This is a genomic window from Tardiphaga sp. 709, from assembly GCF_032401055.1.
Classification (GTDB): Bacteria; Pseudomonadota; Alphaproteobacteria; order Rhizobiales; family Xanthobacteraceae; genus Tardiphaga.
This window is the reverse complement of sequence record NZ_CP135529.1, coordinates 558,568-579,175: the sequence shown is the minus strand read 5'-3', so window position 1 is coordinate 579,175 and position 20,608 is coordinate 558,568. Positions and strand designations below refer to the sequence as shown.

The window sequence follows — 20,608 nt, the reverse complement described above, 5'->3', positions numbered from 1 at the left end:
AACGTGCGTGTAGCGATTTAGCGGCGCAAGGCAGGGACGACGAGAAACGGGATCATGCCGATCACGACGCTAATCAAGGCAAAGGCGAGCAGCGAGTTGTAGCTCTGGGTCCAGTCATGCAGCAGGCCGCCGGTCCATGAACCGAGCGCGGATCCAAGCCCGCTGCCGAAGGTGATTGTCCCATAGATCGTGCCGACCCGCTTGCCGCGAAAGATCTTCATCGCGGTCGCGGTCAGCAGCGGGCCGCGCGAGCCGATCATGCTGCCGAAGCAGACGACGAAGCCAGTAAGCAGCGCATAGCTCGGATACCATTGCAGCAGCCAGAGCATGACGATGCCGAGGAGCGACAGGCTGTAGCTGAACAGAATGGACGGCCGTCGACCGATCACGCCGTCCAGCCAGCTGACACCGAGCATGCCGAACAGCAGCACCACACCGCTGAAGCCCCAAGCGGTCGCCGCCTGCAGCGGCGGGAAACCGACATCGATCAGATAGGCGACAACCTGCGGCGAGATCGCATACATGCCGATGGCCGTGAAGAAGAATGTCCCGAACAGTGCCCAGAACGCGTGATGGCGCATGGCGCCGATCAGCGTCCAGCCTTCGTCGATGAGTGTCTCGCTTGTCTGCGGCTTCCCGAGATGCGGTGAGCCCGCGCCGAACCTGCTCCACGGCAAGAACAGCAAGGGCACCAGCAGCGCAAGGACGCCAAAGCCGAAGATGCGATAGGCGCCACGCCATTCGACGTGATCAATCAGCAACTGGGCGATAGGTAGCATCAACAACACGCCCGCGCCGGTTGCCGAATACACGACGGACATCGCGGTCGGCAGCCGCTTGCCGAACCAGCGTCCGAGCAGCAGCGAGTTCGGCACATTGCCGATACAGGCTATTGCGAAACCCAGGCAGAGACCGAGCGCGAGCTGAAATTGCCAGAGTTTCTCTGCATAGGCCGCCGCGAGCAGTGAGCCACCAAGCAGGGCGATGCCAGTCAGGAACACGGTGCGCGGACCGGAACGGTCGAACAGCCGTCCGACCAGCGGTCCCGCAAGGCCGACGCAGAGCGCGATGAGTGAGTAGATCGAGACGACCTCGGCCCGGTCCCAGCCGAAGGATTGCGAGATCGGGAGCAGAAAGACAGTGAAGCTTTCCTGCAGACCGCGTCCCAGCACGGACAGTGTGAAACAGACACCGAGAACAGTCAGTCCGGTGCGTTGGGACGTCTTCAAATCCATCTGGCTCTTCTTCACGGCGTTTGCGACAGCTGCGCCATGGAGCGCGTTTCGCAGTGCATGAACAAGTGCGCTAGACGAATGTGGCTATGCAGGCTTGAGCAGGATGTGCCGCTTCTTCCCGAGTGAGAGCTTGATGACGCCTTCCGTCAGCAGCGCGGGGGTCAGCATCATCTTCTCGTCGGTCACCGCAACATCATTGACGCGCAAGCCGCCGCCCTTGATTTGCCGCCGCGCTTCGCCGTTCGACGCGACGAAACCGGCATTGACGAAGGCCGCGAGGACACCGACGCCTGCTTCAAGTTCAGCTTGGGGAATATTGACGGTCGGCAAGCTGTCGGCGAGCGCGCCTTCCTCGAAGGTCTTGCGTGCCGTCTCCGCAGCGGCATTTGCTGCATCGCGGCCGTGCACCACGGCCGTCGCTTCGGTGGCGAGAATCTTCTTCGCCTCGTTGATCTCCGAACCGCCCAAGGCCGCGAGCTTGGCGATTTCGTCGAGCGGCAGGCGCGTGAAGACCTTGAGGAAACGGCCGACGTCTGCATCTTCGGTGTTGCGGAAGTACTGCCAGAAGTCATAGGGGCTGAAGAGATCGCCATTGAGCCAGACGGCGCCGGAGGCCGACTTGCCCATCTTCTCGCCGGACGATTTGGTGAGCAGCGGCGTTGTCAGCGCGTAGAGCTGCGGGCCGCCCATGCGGTGGCTGAGATCGACACCGTTGATGATGTTGCCCCACTGGTCGGAGCCGCCCATCTGCAGCAGCGTGCCGTAGCGGCGGTTGAGCTCGACGAAGTCATAGCCCTGCATGATCATGTAGTTGAATTCGAGGAAGGACAGCGACTGGTCGCGGTCGAGGCGCAGCTTCACGCTGTCGAAGGACAGCATGCGGTTGACCGAGAAGTGGCGGCCGACGTCGCGCAGGAATTCGACATAGTTCAGTTTCAGCAGCCAGTCGGCATTGTTGACCATCAGTGCGTCGGTCGGGCCGTCGCCATATGCCAGCATCTTGCCGAAGATCTTCTTGATGCCTTCGATGTTCTCCGCGATCTTCTCGACCGTCAGCAATTGTCGCTGGTCGTCGCGAAACGAGGGGTCGCCGACCATTGAGGTGCCGCCCCCCATCAGCGTGATCGGGCGATGGCCAGTCTGCTGAAACCAGTACAGCATGGTCACCGAGATCAGATTGCCTATATGCAGACTGGTCGCCGTGGCGTCATAGCCCACATAAGCCGTGACCGGTCCCTTGCAGCAGGCGGCGTCCAGCGCCTCGGCATCGGAGACCTGATGGATCAGGCCGCGGCTCTGCAGGACGTTGAGAAAATCGGACTTGTAGCTGGTCATCGGTTTACGGCTCGGTTCGGATAATTTTACGCTGTCTCAATGGATTGGCGGCAAGGTGGGGGCGTGCTGGCCGTCCCAAAGTGCCTGTGGCATTATAAGATTGGGCGCTTCGACACAAGTTTTGACCGGAAATGAGGGCTTTGCCGCGTGCCTGATATGCTGACCGCGATCGGACTAATGAGCGGAACCTCGCTGGACGGCGTCGATGTCGCCCTGATCGAGACCGATGGCGAACGGGTCGGGTCGTTCGGCCCGTCGGGGTATCGGCCATATAGCGAGGCTGAGCGTGCCGTGTTGCGCCAGGCGCTGGCTGAGGCCGTGCAACTGAGCCGGCGCGATATCAGGCCGGGCAGTCTGGCCCAGGCGGAGCGGGTGGTGACATCGGCTCATGCCGAGGCCGTCGAGGCGTTTCTGACTGATCATGGCATCGCACGTGACAGCATCGACATCGTCGGCTTTCACGGACAGACCGTACTGCATCGTCCCGCCGATCGACTTACCGTGCAGATTGGCGACGGGGCGAGTCTTGCCGGGATGCTCGGCCTGTCGGTGATCCACGACCTGCGCGCGGCTGACGTGGCTGCGGGCGGGCAGGGAGCGCCGCTGGTGCCGGTCTATCACCGTGCTTTGGCGCAGGGACTGCATCGCGACGGGCCCATTGCCGTGGTCAATATCGGCGGCGTATCCAATGTGACTTACATTGATGGCGATATCGCATTTATTGCCTGCGACACCGGCCCGGGCAATGCGCTGCTCGATGACTTCGTGTCGCGCGCAACGGGGCAGCCCTTCGATGCGGATGGCGCACTGGCGGCGCAGGGACGCGTCGATGATGCGTGGATCGCGAAGGGATTGCAGAATCCGTTCTTTGCAGCAGCGCCGCCAAAATCGCTAGATCGTAATCATTTTGCGGCACTCGTGCTGGGAGACGTTACGCCAGCGGACGGCGCAGCGACCTTAACGGCGTTCACCGCTGCGACTATCGCCAGCATTGCGCCGCTGTTGCCTAAGCCACCGCTTAGCTGGATCATTACCGGCGGCGGCGCACGCAATCCGACGATGCTGCAAATGCTGCGGCAGCGATTGCCCGCTGCGACAGTCGAGAGCGTAGATGCGCTGGGTTGGTCCGCCGATGCGATGGAGGCGCAGGCTTTTGCATTTCTGGCAGTGCGTTCGCTCGCGGGCTTGCCGTTGAGCTATCCGGCGACGACCGGTGTGCCCGAGCCAATGACGGGCGGTGTGAAAGCGGACTATCTCGCGAGCTAGTGCGAAGTTCGCCGTAGTCAGGGCGATTCGACTCACCCAACGAGATCAGGTTGATCGCGTACAACGGCGTCTATGTCTGTTGTAGTCGGCAAGCTGCCGCAGACACGGATGCGTGATGGCATCACCAAATCTCGTGATGAGTTCGGTACGGAAATGCCGCGGCTTGCCGATTATGTTGCCGAAAGCACACAGCCGGAAAATGATGCTGCGACAATCGACCGCGCGCATTGTTTCGCAACATGATCTTCCACAACTCTGCCTCATGAATGGCACGCCCGGGGCAATCGCGCGTGCCGATACGATCGGTCTGGAGGCAACATGACCATGATGAAGCAAATGATACTTGGTTCCGCAGCAGCGTTGCTGGCAGCGAGTACTGCCCAGGCGGCGGACCTTCCGGTGAAGGCCAAGGCTGTCGAATATGTGAAGATCTGCTCGATCTATGGTGCCGGCTTCTACTACATCCCGGGCACCGACACTTGCATCAAGATCGGCGGCGCGATCCGCCTCGATACGACTTTTAACGGTGGCCCGTACGACGCGCCGTTCTGGCAGGGCGGCGCCGGCGGCAACAATCTCTGGACCAAGGATAACTTCCTCACACGCGAACGTATCAACATCACGACCGATACGCGCACGGCGTCCGAATACGGTGTGGTGCGTACCTATGCGAATATGCAGCTCGACTTCACGCAGAACCGCGACAGCATCGCCGGCGGCTTCACGGAAGTGGATTTCGCATTCATCCAGTTCGCCGGATTCACCTTCGGTAAGGCTGTCTCGAACTTCGATCCGCAATGGGCCCTGACCAAGCCCTGGATTTCGTCGGGCTTCCTCGCGGGTTCGAGCAATACGACCGGCATTCCGCAGATCGCTTACACAGCCGAATTCGGCAACGGCTTCTCGGGCACCATCGCGCTGGAGAATGCATCGCCCTATCGCAATGCGGGCCTCTACAACACCGCGACCTTCATCGTCGCACCGGGCGCGGGGTCGTTCACCGGTGCCTTCTACGGCACCAATTCGAACACGTTCTTCGGCAACGCCACGGGCGGCAACCATATTCCTGATGTCGTCGGCAACCTTCGTCTCGATCAGAAGTGGGGCTCGCTGCATTTCGCTGCGGCCATGCACACGTCGACGGCCGGCTTCTACGGGGCAAATGAGTCCTTCGGGCATCCTGACGATGTCTACGGCTTTGCCGTCAGCGGCGCGGTGGAATTCAAGGTCCTGCCCACCGGTGCAAACGACAGCCTGAAGATCGAAGCGTCTTATGCCAAGGGCGCTGCGCGTTACGCCTTCACCGGCGGTTCGCTCGAAACGTCCGGCGGCGGTCGTTTTGCCAAATTCGATGGCAACACGGTTGGCTTCGGCTACGTGCTCGACGGTGTGTATTCGCCGGGAAGCTCAATCCAGCAGAGCGATGCCTGGGAAGTCAGTGCCTTCTATGAGCACTACTGGAACACGGCATGGCGCACCTCGGTGTTCGGCAACTACAGCCATATCTCCTATGGCGATGCCGGCAACGCGATGCTCGCCGCGGCATTCAGCCCGGCCGGCGGCCGCCTGGGAACGAGCAGTTCGTCCAACCCGGGTTCTACGGCTGGCAGCATTACTGGCACGACCAACAACTTTGACTTCGGGATAGCTCAGGTCGGTACGCGAACTGCCTGGACCCCCGTCAAGAACCTGACCCTGTCGGCTGAGTTCACATATACTCGGCTCGATCAGAACCTCGATGGCACATATACGGGCACGGCGACCGGCAAGCCCAATCAGGCCTATCAGATCAAGGATCAGAATCTTTACAACGGCTCGGTCCAGATCCTGCGCTCGTTCTGATCCCGATCAGGACCTAAAACTGAAACTGAAAAGCCCTCGGCCGATCCGGCCGAGGGCTTTTGTTTTGGGGTCTCGAAGAGACTTGTCGCGGCCTCGGGTCTCAGCGCACGTTAGCGAGGCGCATGTCGAGATAGCCGGTCACCGATTCCATCAGCGGCTCGAGCTTGTTGTCGAAGAAGTGGTTGGCGCCCGGAATGATGTGCTGATCGATCACGATGCCCTTCTGGGTCTTCAGCTTCTCGACCAGCGTGTTGACGTCCTTCGGTGGCACGACCGCGTCCTTCTCGCCGTGCACGATCAGACCCGACGACGGGCAGGGTGCGAGGAACGAGAAATCATAGAGATTGGCCGGCGGCGCGATCGAGATGAAGCCTTCAACCTCGGGGCGGCGCATCAGGAGTTGCATGCCGATCCACGCGCCAAAAGAGAAGCCGGCGACCCAGCAGGCGCGTGCTTCGGGATTGATGGTCTGCGCCCAGTCGAGCGCTGCAGCCGCATCCGACAATTCGCCGGTGCCGTGGTCGAACGAGCCTTGACTGCGGCCGACGCCGCGGAAGTTGAAGCGCAGCACCGAGAAGCCGCGATGCACGAAGGCGTAATAGCACTGGTAAACGATCTGATGGTTCATCGTGCCCGCGAATTGCGGATGCGGATGCAGCACCATGGCGATCGGCGCATTCTTCTGCTTGGCCGGATGATAGCGGCCTTCAATACGGCCTGCGGGACCGGTAAAAATAACTTCGGGCATAGTGATCCTTAGGTCCCGTTCTTGGCGTGATCAGCCGGTTTCGCGCAGGGCTCGGCGAGAATGGCTCGGAGGGGACCCCGCGAGGGAAGGGCGATCGGGCACCGTCAGGTTGATGGCGGGCGGCGCCGGGTGAAGTTGAGGCCGCGTTCTACCACGAGCGGAGGGGCGAAAAGCAAGCATATTGAACGCGTCGGTGGCTGTGACACGCGTTGCCGCGGGCGCATTCGGCGAGCAATTGGGCTAAGAGTGACGGCGTGCAGCATTGGATGACGTCCAATGCGGCCATCGAGGCTCCAAGTCCTTCAAGGTAAAACAGAATTGGCCAAAGACCGAGTCTATCTCGACTGGAATGCGACAACACCGCTGCGCCCGGAAGCGCGAGCAGCGATGGCGGCCACGTGGGATTTGGCTGGTAACCCGTCATCGGTTCATACCGAGGGCCGTCAGGCCCGCCGGATCGTCGAGGATGCCCGTGCGACGGTCGCGGGCGCGGTGGGTGCAGATTCGCGAAACGTTGTATTCACCTCGGGCGGAACTGAAGCCAATGTGCTGGCGCTGACGCCGGGATTGGTGCGCAATCCGGGCGCGCCCGTGCGGCGGCTGATCATATCCGCGGTGGAGCACGCCTCGGTGCTGGCGGGAGGCCGCTTCACCGCGGGAGACCTCCAAGTGCTGGGCGTGGACCGCGATGGCGTCGTGAAATCGGATGAGTTGCGGGCGCTCCTGGCGGGTGGGGAACCGGCGCTGGTTTCCGTAATGCTGGCCAATAATGAAACCGGCGCCCTTCAACCGATTCCTGAGCTTGCCGACATCGTACATGACGCGGGTGGCTTGCTGCATGTGGATGCGGTGCAGGCGTTCGGAAAGATGTCTATCAAGATCAGTGAATTGCAAGCTGATCTTCTATCAATCTCTGCGCACAAGATCGGCGGTCCCAAGGGTGTCGGCGCACTGGTTCTGGCCAACGGTGTCGCCGGGCTTGACCCACTGCTTCGCGGCGGTGGGCAGGAACTGGGGCGTCGGGCGGGAACCGAGAATGTACCTGGAATCGCCGGCTTCGGCGCTGCCGTGACGGCCGCCATGGCGTCGCTTGATGACATGAAACGGGTCGAAAAACTGCGTCAGCGGCTTGAGGCGGGCTTGCGGCAATCCAGCAACGGACTTGTGTTCGCCCAAGATGTGCCGCGTCTGCCCAATACGGTCCTATTCGGTGCACCCGGATTACGCGCCGAGACCGCCGTGATTGGATTTGATCTCGAAGGTATCGCGGTATCGTCCGGTTCGGCCTGTTCTTCTGGTAAGGTGCAGCCATCTCACGTGCTCGAAGCTATGGGTTTCGGGCCGGAGCTGACCCGGAGTGCCGTGCGTCTCAGTCTGGGCTGGTCCAGCACCGAAACGGACGTCGATCGGTGTCTGGAGGCTTGGCGAAAGCTCTCGGGTACACTACTTAAACATAGCGATGAAACACAGCTTGAACGGTTCTAAGAGGGGTGATTTCCCCGCGGGAACATCGTAAAGAACCCCGACAAGCTTTGAATTTCACGTTTCTGGATTGATCCACCGCGGTCCTTGAAACCGCGAGCGGAGGATAAAATGGCTGCCGTACAAGAGACCGTCGATCGGGTTCGCCAGATCGACGTTGATCAATATCGTTATGGATTCGAGACTGTCATCGAATCCGAGAAGGCGCCGAAGGGCCTTTCCGAAGATACCGTCCGCTACATCTCCGCCAAGAAGAACGAGCCAGCCTGGATGCTGGAATGGCGCCTTGAGGCGTATCGCCGCTGGCTGACCATGGAAGAGCCGAAGTGGGCGCGGGTCGAGTATCCAAAGATCGACTTCCAGGACATCTATTATTATTCGGCGCCGAAGCCGAAGAAGACCATCGGCTCGATCGACGAGATCGATCCCGAGATCCTCGAGACCTACAAGAAGCTCGGCATTCCGCTCCGTGAGATCGAGGCGCTGGAAGGCGTCGTGCGTCCCGAGGGAGAGCGCAGGATCGCCGTCGACGCCGTGTTCGACTCGGTATCGGTCGCAACCACATTCCAGAAAGAGCTGAAGCAGGCCGGCGTCATCTTCATGCCGATCTCGGAAGCCATCCGTGAACATCCCGATCTGGTAAAGCAGTATCTCGGCACGGTCGTACCGACCTCCGACAACTTTTACGCCACGCTGAACTCCGCGGTGTTCTCCGACGGCTCGTTCGTCTATGTGCCGCCGGGCGTGCGTTGCCCGATGGAGCTGTCGACCTATTTCCGCATCAATGAGCGCAATACCGGCCAGTTCGAACGAACGCTGATCATTGCCGACAAGGGCGCTTATGTCAGCTATCTCGAAGGTTGCACGGCGCCGCAGCGCGACGAGAACCAGCTCCATGCGGCTGTCGTCGAGCTTGTCACTCATGACGATGCCGAGATCAAGTATTCGACGGTGCAGAACTGGTACCCCGGCAATTCCGAAGGCAAGGGCGGCATCTACAATTTCGTCACCAAGCGTGGTGACTGCCGCGGCGACCGCTCGAAGATTTCCTGGACCCAAGTCGAGACCGGCTCCGCCATCACCTGGAAATATCCGAGCTGCATCCTGCGCGGCGACAATTCGCGGGGCGAGTTCTATTCGATCGCGATTTCGAACGGCTATCAGCAGGTCGATAGCGGCACCAAGATGATCCATCTCGGAAAGAACACGACGAGCCGTATCATCTCCAAGGGTATCGCGGCCGGCAAGTCGCAGAACACCTATCGCGGCCTGGTCACCGCGCATCGCAAGGCGACGAACGCGCGTAACTTCACGGCCTGTGACTCGCTCCTGATCGGCGATCAGTGCGGCGCGCATACCGTGCCGTATATCGAGGCGAAGAACGCCTCGACGCTGTTCGAGCACGAGGCGACGACGTCGAAGATCTCCGAAGACGTGCTGTTCTATTGCGTCCAGCGTGGCCTGTCTCAGGAAGAAGCTGTCGGCCTCGTGGTCAATGGTTTTGTGAAGGACGTGTTGCAGCAACTGCCGATGGAATTTGCAGTGGAAGCGCAGAAGCTGATTTCGATCTCGCTTGAGGGATCGGTGGGCTAAGTCCCGCCATCGCGGATGCCCGCACAGCGGCGCTTCCAGGATGTCGGCAAAATTGAAAGCCATCCTTAGAGGCTCGCCACGATTGGCGAGCACTCCTGCCTGAACCCGAATGCGTTCAGGCGAGGGTGACGATGATGATCAAAGGATAAAGACTGATGACCGCATTGCTTGAAGTGAAGGACCTGCAGGTTCGTGTTGAGGATCGCGAGATTCTCCATGGGCTGACGATGACCGTGAACGGCGGCGAAGTGCATGCCATCATGGGACCGAATGGTTCGGGTAAATCCACGCTCAGTCACGTCATCGCCGGCAAGCCCGGTTATGAGGTGACCGGCGGCGAGATCCTGTTCAAGGGCGAAGACCTGCTGGAGATGGAGCCCGACGAACGCGCCGCCAAGGGCGTGTTCCTGGCGTTCCAGTATCCCGTGGAAATTCCCGGCGTGACGACGATGAACTTCCTGCGCACTGCGGTGAATGCGCAGCGCAAGGCTCGCGGCGAATCCGAATATCTGGTGCCGGACTTCCTCAGGAAGGTCCGCGAAGTTGCTGCTTCGCTGAACATTCCGATGGATATGCTGAAGCGCGGCGTCAATGTCGGCTTCTCCGGCGGTGAGAAGAAGCGCAACGAAGTGCTGCAGATGGCGCTGTTCCAGCCGAGCCTGTGTATCCTTGACGAGATGGACTCCGGTCTGGACATCGACGCGCTGCGCATCGCCGCCGACGGCGTCAATGCGTTGCGTTCGCCGGACCGCGCCATGGTGGTTATCACCCATTACCAGCGCTTGCTGAACTACATCATACCGGACCATGTCCATGTGATGTCGCAGGGCCGCGTCGTGAAGAGCGGCGGCAAGGAACTGGCGCTGGAACTCGAAGAGTCCGGCTACGCGCAGTATGAAGACGCGGCGGCCTGAGTGAGACAATCATGAATGTAGCTCTCGCAAAGACAACAACGGGCGCAGTGCTGGACGGCACATTCGCCGCTGCGCGCGGCCGGTTGCCGGGCGTCGGCACGGTGGCGGAAACGCGCCAGCAGGCGTTCGACGATTTCGCGCGTACCGGTTTGCCGACCCGGCGCATCGAAGAATGGAAATATACCGACCTGCGTAATCTGCTACGCGACGTGGCGCCGCTTGCACCGACGCCGGATCAGGCTGCGCTGGCCCAGGCGGCCAGACTGGTCGAGGCGCTTGGCACGGGCGATACGCAGAAGCTCGTCATCGTTGACGGCGTCTTCGCGGCAGGCCTTTCCGATCTGACATCGGGCGGCGGCGTGACGGTACATGCGCTCAGCGCCATGCTCGACGATGCCACCAGCGCGACGCGGGCTGACCTGCTGCGCTCGCGTATTGTCGATCCGATGATCGCATTGAATGCCGCTTTTGCGACCGATGGCATGCTGATTGATATCGCTGACGATGCTGCTCCGGCTAGGCCGCTGCACATCGTCCATGTCGCGACACGTCCGAGCGTGGCCGCATTCACACGGTCGCTGGTGCGTATCGGCAATCGCGCACGTGTGACGCTGGTCGAAAGCTTCATCGCGACAGAATCCGCGAAGGCGTATCAGGCCCATGATACCGTAGTGATCTGGATCGGCGACGATTCCGATCTGCAACATGTGCGCGTGATGGAAGATGCCGGCGATGCGGCGAATATCGCAACGGCCATTGTCACAGTCGGTGAGCGTACCAAGTTCAACACCTTCAGCCTGACCACTGGCGGTGGCGTTAGCCGCTATCAGAGCTTCATCACGCTGGCTGGTGTGGATTCTGAGCTGTCGACCAACAGCGTTCATCTGCTGCGCGACAAGCAGCATGGCGACTGTACCTTCGTGATCGAGCATGCGGCGCCGAATTGCCTCAGCCGTGAGCTGTTCCGCGCCGTGCTCGACGATCGCGCGCATTCGGTGTTCCAGGGTCGCATCAACGTCCATCAGATCGCGCAGAAGACCGACGGCAAGATGATGTCACGGGCACTGCTACTGTCCGACGAGGCCGAAATCGACAACAAGCCCGAGCTCGAGATCTTCGCTGACGACGTGCAGTGCGGTCACGGCGCGACCATTGGCGCGCTGGATGATAGCCTGCTGTTCTATCTGCGGGCTCGCGGCCTGCCGGAGAAGGCGGCACAGGCGCTGCTGATCCAGGCATTCGTGGGTGAAGCGCTGGAGTCGATCGTGAATGACGATCTGCGTGACGTCGCGATATCGGCTGCAGAGCGTTGGCTGGAGACGCGCGCATGACATTGCATCCCGCGGTCTCGAACGGGTCGTACGACGTCGCTCGCGTCCGCGAGGATTTTCCAGCGCTCGAGATGAAGGTCTATGGCAAGCCGCTGGTCTATCTCGACAACGCGGCATCGGCGCAGAAGCCCTATGCTGTACTCGACCGCATGACCGAGGCCTACAAGTCCGAATATGCCAATGTGCATCGCGGACTGCATTACCTCGCCAATGCGGCGACTGAGGCCTATGAGGGCGCGCGCATCAAGGTGCAGCATTTCCTCAATGCCAGGCGCCCCGAGGAAATCATCTTCACCCGCAACGCCACCGATGCGCTGAACACTGTCGCGGCGGCGTGGGGCGGCGAGAACATCAAGGCCGGCGATGAAATCGTGCTCTCGATCATGGAGCACCATTCCAATATCGTGCCGTGGCATTTCCTGCGCGAGCGCCATGGCGCCGTTATCAAGTGGGCACCGGTCGATGACGAAGGCAACTTCCTGATCGACGAGTTCGAGAAGCTGCTGACCGACCGCACCAAGATCGTTGCCATCACCCAGATGTCCAATGCGCTGGGCACGCTGGTTCCGGTCAAGGACGTGGTGAAGCTCGCGCATGCGCGCGGCATTCCCGTCGTGGTTGACGGCAGCCAGGCGGCCGTGCACATGCCGGTTGACGTGCAGGACATCGACGCCGATTTCTACATCTTCACCGGCCACAAGCTGTACGGACCGACCGGCATCGGCGTGCTGTATGGCAAATATGACCGCCTGGTCGCGATGCGGCCCTATGCCGGCGGCGGCGAGATGATCCGCGAAGTGGCGAAGGAGTGGGTCACCTATGGTGATCCGCCGCACAAGTTTGAGGCCGGTACGCCCGCCATCGTCGAAGCTATCGGCCTCGGCGCTGCGATCGATTACGTCAATTCGATCGGCAAGGAGCGGATTGCCGCCCATGAGCACGACCTCCTGGCCTATGCACAGGACCGGCTGCGCGAGATCAATTCGCTGCGTATTATCGGAACTGCCAAGAACAAGGGCCCGGTGATTTCGTTCGAGATGAAGGGCGCTCACGCCCATGACGTGGCGACCGTGATCGACCGGCAGGGCGTTGCAGTTCGCGCGGGAACCCACTGCGTGATGCCGCTTCTGGAGCGATTCAATGTGACGGCCACGTGCCGTGCATCATTCGGAATGTATAATACCCGCGAGGAGGTCGACCACCTCGCACAGGCGCTGATCAAGGCACGGGAGTTGTTTGCATGAGTGACATTGCAGAAGCCAAGACGCCGGACACCACCCCCGAGACTGAGAAGCCCGCTCACATGCAGACCACCTCGGCGCTCGATCCCGCCGAAACCGAACGCTTGGGCACTGAAATCGTCGCCGCGCTGAAGACCGTGTTCGACCCGGAAATTCCGGCTGACATCTACGAGCTCGGCCTGATCTACAAGGTGGACATCAAGGACGATCGCTCCGTCCAGGTCGAGATGACGCTGACAACGCCGAACTGTCCGGCGGCCGAAGAACTTCCGACCATGGTCGAGAACGCCGTGGCCAGCGTGCCCGGAGTCGGCCTGGTCAAAGTCGAGATTGTCTGGGAGCCGACCTGGACGCCGGACCGGATGACCGACGAGGCCCGTCTCGTTCTGAATATGTGGTGAGTTGCGTCCGGTTTGCTGAATACGCCGATGGCGGCCTTGAACCGCCGAAGGGACTGAACACATGACTGAGATGACACCGAACCCGACCATACCGGCTGCCAAGCCGAAGCCGCGTCCCCGTCCACAGGTGATGCGCCTGACCGATGCCGCTGCAACGCGGATCCGGGAGCTGACGGAGCGTGCGGATTCCGAGATCGTCGGCTTGCGCGTCGGCATCAAGAATGGCGGCTGCGCCGGCCAGTCCTACACCGTTGAATATGCCCATGACATCAAGCCAACCGACGAAATCGTCGAGGACAAGGGCGTCAAGATCCTGGTCGATCCCAAGGCTGTGTTGTTCCTGCTCGGCACCGAAATGGACTACAAGACCGACCGCATGCAGGCCCAGTTCGTATTCAACAACCCGAACCAGATATCAGCCTGCGGCTGCGGCGAGTCCGTGCAACTGACGCCGGCGAAGATCGACGGCTGAGAGTTGTCTTATCGAAATTAAAACTCTGTGATGCCCGGGCCTGTCCCGGGCATCCATTTTTCTAGGCTTCGGTGAAAACGAAAGAGGCTGGATGGCCGGGTCAAGCCCGGCCATGACCTAGGGAGACGATGCGGACGGACCGCTTCCGCAATGGCGCGTCGCATCCTACACTTCCCCGATGGACCGCGATTTCCTCAGTGAACTTTTCGCCGGCTTTGGCCCGGTAACGATCCGCCGGATGTTTTCCGGCTTCGGCATCTCCGCCGACGGCATCAACTTCGCGCTGGTGCTGCGCGGCGCGGTCTATCTGCGCGCCGATGAAAACTCGATCCCGCGTTTCGAGAGCGAAGGCTCGCAGTGTTTTCAGTATGAGATGCGCGGCAAGCTGCGGATGATCGGATCTTACTGGCAGCTGCCGGAGCGGCTTTACGACGATCCAGATGAAGTCACCGAATGGGCGAGGGTCGCGCATGCCGCAGCGATCCGTGCATCGCTGGCAAAAGCAGGCAAGAAGCGGGCAACGAAGAAGGCGGAGGTCGTGAAGAAGACCGCGGCGAAAAAGAAGGCCGCCAAGAAGGCTGCGGTCGGGAAAGTCGCCAGCAAGAAGGCCAGTAAAGCCGCAAAGAAGCGCAAATCCTCATCCTGAGGGGCCGTGCGCTTGCGCGGCGTCTCCTTGCGAATGGTGAAGCCATTCGCAAGGGATGGCTACGGGGCGCCGGCGCGAGCTTACGATTCCGAGACGCGCGAAGACGCGTTCCTCACCGTGAGGACGGAATGTGGGGCGTCACGCCACCTGAAACTGCAGCTCCGCCGAATATTCCGGATCGACTTCGCAGATCACGCGGTTACGGCCACTGCGCTTCGCGGCATAGAGACAGGCGTCGGCACGGCCGATGAGCGATTCCATATCGTCGCCGATCTGCAGCATCGAGACGCCGACGGAAATCGTGACGCGTCCCAGGATCTCGCCAGTCGATTTTTTCTTCAGCTCCTTTGACATCACGGCGCGGCGGATGTGATCGGCAACGGTAAGCGCCTGACGCAGCGGCGTGTTCGGTAGCACCACGGCGAATTCCTCGCCGCCATAGCGCGCGGTGATATCCTGGCCCTTGATGGTCTGCTTCAATGACTGGCCGACAAGACGCAGCACCTGGTCGCCGGTGAGATGGCCGTAATTGTCATTGAAGGACTTGAAGTGATCGATGTCGAGCATTAGGAGCGACAACGGTTCGCCGCGCTTCACCGCGGTATCGATTGCCGCCATCAGCGCACGGTCGAAATATTTGCGGTTGCCGAGCGCGGTGAGGGGATCGGTCAGGCTCTCGGCGCGGATCGCCTCGAGGCTCTGTTGCAGCGTGTAGACCTCGCTCTTCGAGGACAGTAGCCGTTCTTCCAGCGCCTTGTTCGTGTCGTGTACTTCACGGGTGGATTTGACGAGACTCTCGATCACCGCTTTCACCGCAGCAGAATCGTGCGCCCGCGACAAATCCTTGCTGGCACCATCCAGACTGGCATTGAAGTTCGTCGTCATGCCCAGAGCGTCGGTGATGAGCGCCATCACGTCGTCGATCTCGCCGATGACGCGGGCGCCCACCTGATCGATGCGATCGGTGGTCCGAATCTGTGAGAGATAAGTGTCGTGGATCAGGTCGAGATCAGCTTCGGTCAGGCGACCGTTACGGGCCAGCGTCTCATTGATGACCTTGTTGAGCGCCGAATTGTAGCCGGTCGCATAAACGTACCAGATCTCATAGTTGCGCGGAATCGCCGTCTGGCGCAGCGATCGGATTTGGCCCAGCGCGACTTCGGCAAAGGCCAAAGTGCGCTCTTGTTCGTCCAGGATTCCGGTCACGTTCTGTGCCCTCGCGGATGGCGGGTATGCGCCGTCCTCTGAAATGCAAATTTGTTAAAAATATCGCATTCAGATTAGGGGACGAGAGTGAACGGCAAGTAAACGTTCCTGGCGCTATACTACCTATGCGCGTGCCCGGACCGGACGCAACAGGAAGGCTGGCAGGTGCGAATGATCCGCCGGCTCGTTGTCTTCGCGGCGCGGACGTGGCGCTTCGGCGCGGCCGATGGAAGGGGGGCGCTGCGCCTGCGGGGCTGCCGCTGCCACCACCGGTGCTGCCAAAGCGGCTTCCGCGGGTTGCGGCTGCGGGCTGCGCTCGCCGCCTTCCGAACGACCACCTTCACGGCGCGGGCCACGCTCACGGCGCGGCTTGCGATCACGTCCGCCTTCGCGGGGCTGATCGTTGCGGCTGCCGCGCGGATGTTCGGCATTGGCTTCGCGATTGCCGGTGCGGTTGCGCGACTGGCGCGACGCCTCGGCGGTTTCGCCTTCGACAGGCTCGGAGATCGCTATGGAGGTTTCGACCTTGGGGATCGACTGGCCAATCAGTTTTTCGATCGCCAGCATGGATTTCTGGTCGGATGGGCACACCAGCGAGATCGCGGAGCCGGTGCGGCCGGCGCGGCCGGTACGGCCGATGCGGTGCACGTAGTCGTCGGAATGATGCGGCACGTCGAAATTATAGACGTGGCTGACGGCAGGAATATCGAGGCCGCGGGCGGCGACGTCGGAAGCCACCAGGATCGGCAGCTCGCCCTTGCGGAACTGGTCCAGCGCGGCCGTGCGGGCCGACTGCTCCATGTCGCCATGCAGGGCGCCGACACTGAAACCGTGCTTCTGGAGCGACTTGGCGAGCAACGCGACTTCACGCTTGCGGTTGCAAAAGATGATCGCATTCTTGAGGTCGGTGGCTTCGCGAAGAAGGGCCCGGAGCACTTCGCGCTTCTCGTGCGGCTCGCGGCCGACGGCCACTTGCGACTGGGTCACGGTGACAGCGGTGGAGGCGGGCTTGGAGACTTCGATCTTCACCGGATTATGCAGGAAGGTCTCGGTGACGCGGCGGATTTCGGCGGGCATGGTCGCCGTAAAAAAGAGGGTCTGACGGGTGAACGGCACCAGCTTGCAGATGCGTTCGATGTCGGGGATGAAGCCCATGTCCAGCATGCGGTCGGCTTCGTCGATGACCAGCAATTCGACGCCGGTGAGAAGCAGTCCACCACGTTCGGTATGGTCGAGCAGGCGCCCCGGCGTGGCGATCAAGACGTCAACGCCGCGGGTCAATTTGGTATCCTGGTCGCCGAACGAGACGCCGCCGATGAGCAGGGCCACATTGAGCTTCTGGCCGACGCCGTATTTGTCGAACTGCTCTTTGACCTGTGCGGCGAGTTCGCGGGTCGGTTCGAGAATGAGCGTGCGGGGCATGCGGGCGCGGGCTCGGCCCTTTTCCAGCATAGTCATCATCGGGAGAACGAAGGCAGCGGTTTTGCCGGTGCCGGTCTGGGCGATGCCGAGCACGTCTTTACGCGCCAGCACATGAGGAATCGCCTGTTCCTGAATGGGGGTTGGGGTGGTGTAACCGGTGGCCGCAACGGCGGCGAGAACCTTGTCGGACAGGCCGAGATTGGAAAAGGACATTGAGCCTCTGTATGGGGGCATGATCTGATCCGGTATCCGGATGATCACAGTTCGGAATCACGCCTCAGGTGGAAACCGCCGCTTGGATTCTCGGAGAGTACTGCAGCGCTTATCCCCGGAGCGGCACGCAAACATGCACGGAGATCGCTGGGCGCTGACAGGCGGCTTACTCAAGATATCGCGCTTCGATACCGGGCCGCGTCGAGCCGGAACATAGGCCGGAATCGGCCAAAGTCAATCCGCCACACCCTGGAACATCCCAAAAAGCTTAATGTTTTAGCGGAAAAGGGCCAAAACCGGGATATTGGCGGGGGCTTGGGGCCCCGCCGGACGGCCGCTACCCGACGTCGCGTGTGACGTCGATGCAACGCTGACCGCTAGTCGACCGGCCTGCGTTCGCGGCCGGGTGGACCGGCAATGGCGATGAGCGCGCTGCTCAGCAACAGCGCGGTCGAGATCACCGTGAACATCGCGATCGCACCGTAGCTGCCGAGTAGCGGCAGCAGCGCGATCGGTACCAGCGCCGATACGACGCGGCCGAGGCCCCATGCGCCAGCGGTGGCCGAGGCGCGCAGATGCGTCGGCAGCAGTTCGACAGCGTAGAGGCTAAGCACGGCGCTGTAGACGGCACTGGCGAGGTTGAACACGATTCCGGTGACGATGAGCGGCGTCAGCACCGTGCTGACAGCGAAAGTCAGCCCGGTTGCGATCATCACCACGGCACAGGCGACCAGAGCGAGGCGCCGCGGGATACGATCGACGAAGGCCGATGCCGCCGCGATGCCGATCGATGGACCGAACATTGTGAGTCCAGCGAACAGCAGGGACTCGCTGACATGAAATCCCTTCTGCACCATTACAGCGGCGCTGAGCAGCGGGAAACCGATCGTGGCCCAGGGTCCGAGTACATAGAGCGCGGCAAGGAGTGCTGTGCGCCGCAGGCTGATCCGATCGCGGGCGAGCGCTCGGAAGCCGCTGGATCTGGTCGCAATAGTTTCAGGAGCGGAGATCGCTGGCGGTGATGGCTGACGCGCGGATGCCTCGAAGCGACGGCAGGCGGCATCGGCCTCGGCGTCGCGTCCGACCGATGCGAGCCAGCGCGGCGATTCCGGCACCAGGAAGAACAACAGGGCTGTCAGGGTCGAGCACGCGCTGCCGAAGATCAAAGCCCAGCGCCAGCCTTCGATGCCCCATGGCGCGATGGGCGTCAGCCAGCGGATCATCAGGATGATCGCCGGTGCGCCGAGAAAGGCGAGCGCGCCGCACAGCATCATCAGGAGGCCGCGGCGCCGGGGCGGCAGCAGGTCTGACAGATAGGCTGATGTCAAAGGCGGATAGCCGCCGATGGCGAGGCCGGAGATGAAGCGGAAGGCCGTCATGGTTGCCACATCGCGACTGGCGGCGACGGCGAGCGAACTTAGCGCCAGGACGGCAAGCGCGCTCTGCAGCGCGATCTGGCGGCCATAGCGATCCGCAATCCAGCCGAACACAGGCGCACCAACGGCGCCGCCGGCAAACACCGATGCCAATAACAGCGAGAGCTCGCCGCGCGAGATGCTGTAAGGCGGTGCGAGGAAGATGCCGGAAAAGGCGTTGCTGAGCGCCACTTCGGCAATGTCAGCGAACAGGCCGAAGGCACAGAGCGCGAATATGCCGAGGTGAAGCGGTGAGACCGGCAGCCCGTCCAGGCGTGCCGCAATAGTCGGCACGGCTGCGCTCGCTGGCGCCCCGTGCGTCCGCACCTGGTCGTTCATCTGAAGCCCCGCATCTCACAGCGGCAACGCGATGCGCGTCATCCGCAGCCCGCGCGGACCATATGTCGATGCAACGCGATGAGTCGAGAGGAGGGTATGTGGCGGCGAACCGCAGCGCCTCAGATCTGCGTCGGCGTTGCCGCGCAGCCATACAGGATCATCTCGCAGGTCTGGCGATAGCGCGCCGAGAAGTCATTCGCTGCGATCGGAGGGAGTGCCTGGTTGACAGCCCGTCCGCCGTCGGCCAGCGCTTGCGCGATCTGTGCGGCCGTAAAACGGCCGGTCAGGATCAGCAGCTTGTTATAGTGGAAATCGACGATCAGCTTTTCCAGCTCGGCCTGGAAGGTGATGGCGGACTCGATCATGAGATCGCGACAGCGCCGAAAGGCTTCCGCATTGAGTTCGACGGTATGCGGTGAGAAGGTCAGCATCCGGCGGGTCTCGCCGTAGCGCAGATCGACGATCGTGGCCAGAATGTCGAGTGCGCTGCCGCCACTTTCGCGGACCTTCTTGCCGGCTTCCAGCGCCTGCGCGACTGCAACCTCGTTTCGATGGGCGACCCCGGCACGAAACGCTTCTTCCTTGTTGCTGAAATAGTAATAGAGCGCGCGCTGCGTGAAGCCGCACTCTCTCGCGAGACCGACCATTGACAGGCCGGCATAGCCGTGGTCGAGAAATGCCTTGTTGACCCGAAGCAGCAACTCGTGCCCGGGCGTAATCATCTTCTTTGCCATTGGTCGTCAGGTATCCAGTCGTAGCAGGCTTCGGGCGGGTGATTAAAACTGCCTGAAATCTTACAGTCTAAAAAATCCCATCCTCAAATCGCCAAGCTACGAGGAACGCAAAGTTCCTGAAGCGCGCTTCCTGACGTTGGTTGCCTGTAGCAGGAGTAGCGGTTTGACCAGCTAGCTCCCCGGATCTAGTCCGAACCTTGATATGTCGCTTAGCATAGTTCAGGGCAAACATGTCGAGGATTTGCCCTGAATCCTTTATCCACAGGACTTCGCGAGATTTAGTGCGCCGTCACTTAGCTCGTTGGTGCGCTCGCCAGCCACGGTTGGCGCATGTCCGTACAAGTTTACCGAATCAGGCCTATCGGCCGGCGTCCGAGGAGATTGTACCAGCGCTGGATCACTTGCCGTAGGTGCCAAGTTGCATGCCGAGATTCTGCATCACGAAAGCATTCATGCGCAGATGCACCTCGCTACCGCTCTGTAGGCGGGCGTCGATCTCATAGGTCGCGGGGTCGACCTGGCGAATAGCGATGATCTGGGTAATGGCCAACACGTCCGGTGTGGTCTGCGCCGGTTTGGCGGCCACCGGTGCGTGTTTTGGTTTGGCGGTCGGTGCAGGCTTGGCTGCAGGAGCGGGGGCTGCATCCTGGGCGAGTGCGATGGTAGGAAGCAGCAGTGCGGCTGCGAGGATCAGTGACTTCACGTCGATCTCCTGACTTTGATTTGGCTCGGGCTAATGGAGATTAAGGCAGAATTTGTGGCAGCGGCTCCGC

At 61.3% G+C, this 20,608-nt stretch carries 19 protein-coding genes; 11 read left to right on the top strand and 8 right to left on the bottom strand.

Features of this window, described 5'->3' with window-relative positions; all coding sequences use genetic code 11:
• Positions 1-17: 17 nt before the first annotated feature.
• Both RSO67_RS03175 and tyrS read right to left on the bottom strand, forming a co-directional pair.
• Entirely contained in the window at positions 18-1,235 is a 1,218-nt protein-coding gene (locus tag RSO67_RS03175; RefSeq protein ID WP_315842327.1) for an MFS transporter, read from the bottom strand.
• Between the two features lie 84 nt (positions 1,236-1,319).
• Complete coding sequence (gene tyrS / locus RSO67_RS03170) at positions 1,320-2,570, bottom strand: tyrosine--tRNA ligase (RefSeq protein ID WP_315842326.1); 1,251 nt, start codon at positions 2,568-2,570, stop codon at positions 1,320-1,322.
• A 156-nt stretch (positions 2,571-2,726) separates the two neighbouring features.
• On the opposite strand from tyrS, the gene RSO67_RS03165 reads away from it, so the two are divergent.
• From RSO67_RS03165 to RSO67_RS03155, 3 genes are all read left to right on the top strand, one after another.
• On the top strand, positions 2,727-3,836 hold the full coding sequence (locus RSO67_RS03165; RefSeq protein WP_315844156.1) for an anhydro-N-acetylmuramic acid kinase: 1,110 nt from the start codon (positions 2,727-2,729) through the stop codon (positions 3,834-3,836).
• A gap of 108 nt (positions 3,837-3,944) precedes the next feature.
• Entirely contained in the window at positions 3,945-4,079 is a 135-nt protein-coding gene (locus RSO67_RS03160) for a hypothetical protein (protein WP_315842325.1), read from the top strand.
• Between the two features lie 75 nt (positions 4,080-4,154).
• Entirely contained in the window at positions 4,155-5,678 is a 1,524-nt protein-coding gene (locus tag RSO67_RS03155) for a porin (protein WP_315842324.1), read from the top strand.
• 100 nt (positions 5,679-5,778) lie between these two features.
• On the opposite strand, the gene RSO67_RS03150 is transcribed toward RSO67_RS03155, so the two are convergent.
• Positions 5,779-6,426, bottom strand: coding sequence for an alpha/beta hydrolase (locus tag RSO67_RS03150; RefSeq protein WP_068736626.1), 648 nt, complete (start codon positions 6,424-6,426; stop codon positions 5,779-5,781).
• 318 nt (positions 6,427-6,744) lie between these two features.
• Between RSO67_RS03150 and RSO67_RS03145 the strand changes: the two genes are divergently transcribed.
• The 8 genes from RSO67_RS03145 (at position 6,745) to RSO67_RS03110 (ending at position 14,506) form a co-directional block, all read left to right on the top strand.
• On the top strand, positions 6,745-7,911 hold the full coding sequence (locus tag RSO67_RS03145) for a cysteine desulfurase family protein (RefSeq protein ID WP_315842323.1): 1,167 nt from the start codon (positions 6,745-6,747) through the stop codon (positions 7,909-7,911).
• Between the two features lie 108 nt (positions 7,912-8,019).
• Positions 8,020-9,501: a Fe-S cluster assembly protein SufB gene (gene sufB, locus RSO67_RS03140; RefSeq protein WP_315842322.1), complete on the top strand. Its 1,482-nt coding sequence runs from the start codon at positions 8,020-8,022 to the stop codon at positions 9,499-9,501.
• 155 nt (positions 9,502-9,656) lie between these two features.
• Complete coding sequence (gene sufC / locus RSO67_RS03135) at positions 9,657-10,415, top strand: Fe-S cluster assembly ATPase SufC (protein WP_315842321.1); 759 nt, start codon at positions 9,657-9,659, stop codon at positions 10,413-10,415.
• 11 nt (positions 10,416-10,426) lie between these two features.
• Positions 10,427-11,746: a Fe-S cluster assembly protein SufD gene (gene sufD / locus RSO67_RS03130; RefSeq protein ID WP_315842320.1), complete on the top strand. Its 1,320-nt coding sequence runs from the start codon at positions 10,427-10,429 to the stop codon at positions 11,744-11,746.
• On the top strand, positions 11,743-12,990 hold the full coding sequence (locus tag RSO67_RS03125; protein ID WP_315842319.1) for a cysteine desulfurase: 1,248 nt from the start codon (positions 11,743-11,745) through the stop codon (positions 12,988-12,990). The genes sufD and RSO67_RS03125 overlap by 4 nt, the downstream gene beginning before the upstream one ends.
• Complete coding sequence (locus RSO67_RS03120; RefSeq protein WP_410001801.1) at positions 12,987-13,388, top strand: SUF system Fe-S cluster assembly protein; 402 nt, start codon at positions 12,987-12,989, stop codon at positions 13,386-13,388. The genes RSO67_RS03125 and RSO67_RS03120 overlap by 4 nt, the downstream gene beginning before the upstream one ends.
• A gap of 61 nt (positions 13,389-13,449) precedes the next feature.
• On the top strand, positions 13,450-13,860 hold the full coding sequence (locus tag RSO67_RS03115) for a HesB/IscA family protein (protein ID WP_120289422.1): 411 nt from the start codon (positions 13,450-13,452) through the stop codon (positions 13,858-13,860).
• 178 nt (positions 13,861-14,038) lie between these two features.
• Positions 14,039-14,506: a TfoX/Sxy family protein gene (locus tag RSO67_RS03110; protein WP_315842318.1), complete on the top strand. Its 468-nt coding sequence runs from the start codon at positions 14,039-14,041 to the stop codon at positions 14,504-14,506.
• Positions 14,507-14,644: 138 nt separating this feature from the next.
• Here the strand turns inward: RSO67_RS03110 and RSO67_RS03105 are convergent, their stop codons facing one another.
• The 5 genes from RSO67_RS03105 to RSO67_RS03085 all read right to left on the bottom strand — a co-directional run bounded on the left by RSO67_RS03105 (position 14,645) and on the right by RSO67_RS03085 (position 20,538).
• Positions 14,645-15,712: a GGDEF domain-containing protein gene (locus RSO67_RS03105; protein ID WP_315842317.1), complete on the bottom strand. Its 1,068-nt coding sequence runs from the start codon at positions 15,710-15,712 to the stop codon at positions 14,645-14,647.
• 123 nt (positions 15,713-15,835) lie between these two features.
• Positions 15,836-17,347: a DEAD/DEAH box helicase gene (locus RSO67_RS03100; protein ID WP_315842316.1), complete on the bottom strand. Its 1,512-nt coding sequence runs from the start codon at positions 17,345-17,347 to the stop codon at positions 15,836-15,838.
• Between the two features lie 377 nt (positions 17,348-17,724).
• A complete protein-coding gene (locus tag RSO67_RS03095; RefSeq protein ID WP_315842315.1) occupies positions 17,725-19,101 on the bottom strand; it encodes an MFS transporter in 1,377 nt (458 codons plus the stop codon).
• A gap of 119 nt (positions 19,102-19,220) precedes the next feature.
• Positions 19,221-19,835 (bottom strand): helix-turn-helix domain-containing protein, encoded by a 615-nt coding sequence (locus tag RSO67_RS03090; RefSeq protein ID WP_315842314.1) that lies wholly within the window; start codon positions 19,833-19,835, stop codon positions 19,221-19,223.
• Between the two features lie 397 nt (positions 19,836-20,232).
• Positions 20,233-20,538 carry a hypothetical protein gene (locus tag RSO67_RS03085; RefSeq protein ID WP_315842313.1) on the bottom strand — a complete coding sequence of 102 codons (306 nt, stop codon included), beginning with the start codon at positions 20,536-20,538 and terminating at the stop codon, positions 20,233-20,235.
• Positions 20,539-20,608: the final 70 nt, after the last annotated feature.